The following is a 2,923-nucleotide window of genomic DNA, read 5'->3' as shown; positions in this document are numbered from 1 at the left end:
GATACGTTTTAAACAAATTGAGCGGACGTTAAAAAATAAAAATTTATAAAGGAAATAGAAAGTATGGTGTTGTATATGTACGATAATAGGAAACTTTTTGCAAACTAAACATATAATTTTAATAGACCGACAGTCGGTCTGATGGGAAGGAGAACTTGAATGCGAATTGTAAAGGAGTATGAGGAGCGTAGAAAGGAAATTTTAGAAACAGCTGAGCGTTTGTTTCTTACGAAAGGTTATACGAAAACAACCGTGAATGATATTTTAAAAGAAATTGGTATAGCAAAGGGGACGTTTTATCATTATTTTAAGTCGAAGGAGGAAGTAATGGATGAAATCATTATGAGGATTATTAAAGAGGATGTCACTAAGGCGAAAAGGATTGTCTCCAATCCCGATATCCCCGTTTTAGATAAGTTATTTAAAATTTTAATGGAACAATCACCAAAATCAGGAGATGTCAAAGAAAAAATGATTGAACAATTCCATCAACCAAATAATGCAGAAATGCATCAGAAAAGTTTAGTGCAATCCATTATACATTTATCTCCTGTATTAACGGAAGTTTTAGAGCAAGGAATAGAAGAAGGCATATTTTCTACTCCATACCCACAAGAAACAATTGAATTATTACTCTCTTCAGCACAAGTCATATTTGATGATGGTTTATTCCAGTGGAAACCGGAAGAAATGATGAGAAGAGCTAAGGCTTATATTAAAATGATGGAAGTATCTGTTGGAGCGAAAGAAGGGTCCTTTGATTATATGATCGAGGTTTTAATGAAACAGAAATAGCTTTTTTCTGTTTGGGTGTTATAGACCGGCAGTCGGTCTAGACTAAATGAAGGATGTGATGAAGATGCCAGCAAGTATTCAATCTTCCTTGAAAGATTTTCACTTAATGGTAAGTGGTCAAATTATTACTATTTTAGGTTCAACACTATTACGTTTTGCACTGTCTTTATATGTGCTAGATATAACAGGACGTGCCGATATATTTGCAGGGTTATATGCCATAACGAGTATCCCGTTTTTGTTAGCTCCTCTTGGCGGAGCGATAGCAGATCGTTTCAACCGCCGTAATGTAATGGTCATTTTGGATTTTATAAACGCTGCTATTGTATTAAGTTTTATAGTTTTGTTATTAACTGAATCGGTATCTATTTTATTGATTGGAGCAATTATGTTTTTACTAGCAGTCATTAGTGCAATGTACTCACCAGTTGTTATGGCAAGTATTCCGCAATTAGTTCCAGAGAAAAAGTTAGAACAAGCAAACGGTATCATAAATGGTGTGCAAGCATTATCTAATATAGTTGCACCTGTACTAGGAGGAATATTATATGGCATAATTGGTTTGAAAATGCTCGTAATAACAAGTTGTCTTGCTTTCTTTTTATCTGCAATTTTAGAAATGTTTATTACAATACCTTTTATAAAAAGAGCGCAAGAAAGCCATATCATACCGACAATTGTAAAAGATATGAAAAAAGGTTTTCTTTATGTTTTAAAGCAACCTTTTATTTTGAAGGCTATGTTACTTGCAGCTTTACTAAACTTAATTTTGACACCGTTATTTGTTGTTGGAGGACCTATTATGTTACGAGTAACTATGCAGAGTAGCGATACGATGTATGGAATTGGAATGGGATTAATTGATTTTGCAACCATATTAGGGGCATTGTCAATCGGTTTCTTTGCTAAAAAGTTACAGATGAAAACATTATATAATTGGATGCTTATCATAGCTTTATTAGTAATGCCAGTGGCACTATCAGTTACACCGTTTATTCTTAATTTAGGATACTATCCACCATTTATCCTCTTTATACTTTCTTCTCTTCTAATCGCAATGATTATGACAATTGTATCCATTTATGTGATTACTGTAGTCCAAAAGAAAACACCAAATGAAAATCTAGGAAAAGTGATGGCATTTATAACAGCGGTATCTCAATGTATGGCACCAATTGGGCAAGTCGTATATGGTTTTATGTTTGAAGGATTCAGTACGAAAATTTATTTACCTATATTTGCTATTAGTTTCATAATGATAATAATAGCGGTGGTGACGAAGAAAATATTAAGAAATGAAGGGAACTAGCTTCATATGCTTAGAGTATTAGCGAAACCCAATCCTAATCAATTCTTCATCATTTATTTCAATTACGAATCTATATTCTTTGTCTAATAGCCAGTAATAAAAACTGACTGCATCAACGTCAACTAGTGATTGGAATACTTTATCAAGATTTGTACTTACTACAGGGATTTCATAGTTATCCCGTATTATAAAAATCTGTTCGTCAAAATCTAGTTGGTTTGCTCTAATAAGGGAAATTAGTTGTTCTTTGTTCGAAGCTATGAATTGATTATCTATCTGTTCCCAATCTATTCTTCCCGAGACAATTATAGGAAATGAATTCATTAAAATAGTAGCAATCTGCTGGCTTTTTTCTTGGGAGAAAATGAGAGTTTCGTTTCCTAGGGATTCAAGGCATTCACTAAACAAAGGGTTTGTGTCATTGTTGTTTTTGGTTTTCAGTGCTCTTAACTTTTGTCGCAATTTCCATTGTCTTGACGATCTATCATCCATTTTTAACATTCCTTATACAATTATTTAAGAATGAGTATAGCATATAAGGGAAGTCTTTATGAAAAGGAACTTTTTAAATATAAATTAAACAAAAGCGTTATTTGAAAAAAAGCCTTTTAAGGAAAGATAAGAGGCCATCAAAAAATATAACAACATGAAAATTTTATATTATGTATATACAATTTAAAGAGTTAGTGGAAATAATAAAATGTATAAAATTCTTATAAAAAAGCCCTAGGATTAGGGGATCTAGGGCTTCCTCTGTTGGTATATCTCACACGACATTATAAAAAGAAAAGAACTTAATGAAGATAACACATGAATGTT

The 2,923-nt window shown here is 32.4% G+C and carries 3 protein-coding genes; 2 read left to right on the top strand and 1 reads right to left on the bottom strand.

Translation table 11 applies throughout. The features are described from left to right. Positions 1 to 159 precede the first annotated feature (159 nt). Together ABWK52_RS27870 and ABWK52_RS27865 are read left to right on the top strand one after the other, a co-directional pair. Complete coding sequence (locus ABWK52_RS27870) at positions 160 to 795, top strand: TetR/AcrR family transcriptional regulator (RefSeq protein WP_001223580.1); 636 nt, start codon at positions 160 to 162, stop codon at positions 793 to 795. 64 nt (positions 796 to 859) lie between these two features. Then, entirely contained in the window at positions 860 to 2,104 is a 1,245-nt protein-coding gene (locus ABWK52_RS27865; protein ID WP_001111715.1) for an MFS transporter, read from the top strand. Between the two features lie 18 nt (positions 2,105 to 2,122). Here ABWK52_RS27865 and ABWK52_RS27860 read toward each other — a convergent pair whose 3' ends face one another. Next, a complete protein-coding gene (locus ABWK52_RS27860) occupies positions 2,123 to 2,596 on the bottom strand; it encodes a CDI toxin immunity protein (protein WP_000342727.1) in 474 nt (157 codons plus the stop codon). Positions 2,597 to 2,923 lie beyond the last annotated feature (327 nt).

This window comes from Bacillus sp. AP50 (genome assembly GCF_040492675.1).
Taxonomy (GTDB): domain Bacteria; phylum Bacillota; class Bacilli; order Bacillales; family Bacillaceae_G; genus Bacillus_A; species Bacillus_A cereus.
This window is presented reverse-complemented; position numbering and strand designations above follow the sequence as displayed.